1 protein-coding gene is annotated in these 504 nt (G+C 68.7%); it reads right to left on the bottom strand.

What is annotated here, in order from left to right:
* Nucleotides 1-436 (bottom strand): hypothetical protein (locus ABD323_RS45765; protein WP_344447821.1); only part of this gene is annotated, 436 nt, incomplete at its 3' end.
* Nucleotides 437-504 lie beyond the last annotated feature (68 nt).

Genomic DNA, 504 nt, shown 5'->3' on the forward strand with positions numbered 1-504 from the left:
CGTTGCTGGGGGTGGCGACGGGGAAGACCTCGCCCGCCTTGGGCCGCAGGTTCGGGTCGTCGATGGTGCCGATGGTGCCGCTGGTGACGCCGGCCGGGACGGAGACGATCCCGCGCAGGGCGACCATGCCGTCGGGCCGCTTCTTCACGGTGACGGACTGCCAGCCGCCGAGCTGGGAGCAGCCCTGTTTGAACGTGACCGGGGACCAAGTGCTCGAGTTCTTCACCAGCCCGTAGCCGACATCGACGTTGCCGCCCTGGACGCGCAGGCCGGTGCTGGTCTGGAGAAGGACCTCCCCGAGGAGGGCCTTGATGACCAGACCGCCCTTGTCGAGGTACATGTTGGCGATCTGGTCGGCGGGCTGGATCATCCATGACTCTGAGGTCAGGTAGGTGGGCGACGTCTTGTAGCCGCCGGTCGCGCGGCGCACGCTCATCTGGATGGCTGCGCCGGGGGTCGTGTCCCCAGCCGTCCCGGACACCACCGCTTAGCCAGCCATCCCCT

Origin of the sequence: Kitasatospora nipponensis, assembly GCF_039528135.1 — a bacterium.
GTDB lineage: Bacteria > Actinomycetota > Actinomycetes > Streptomycetales > Streptomycetaceae > Kitasatospora > Kitasatospora nipponensis.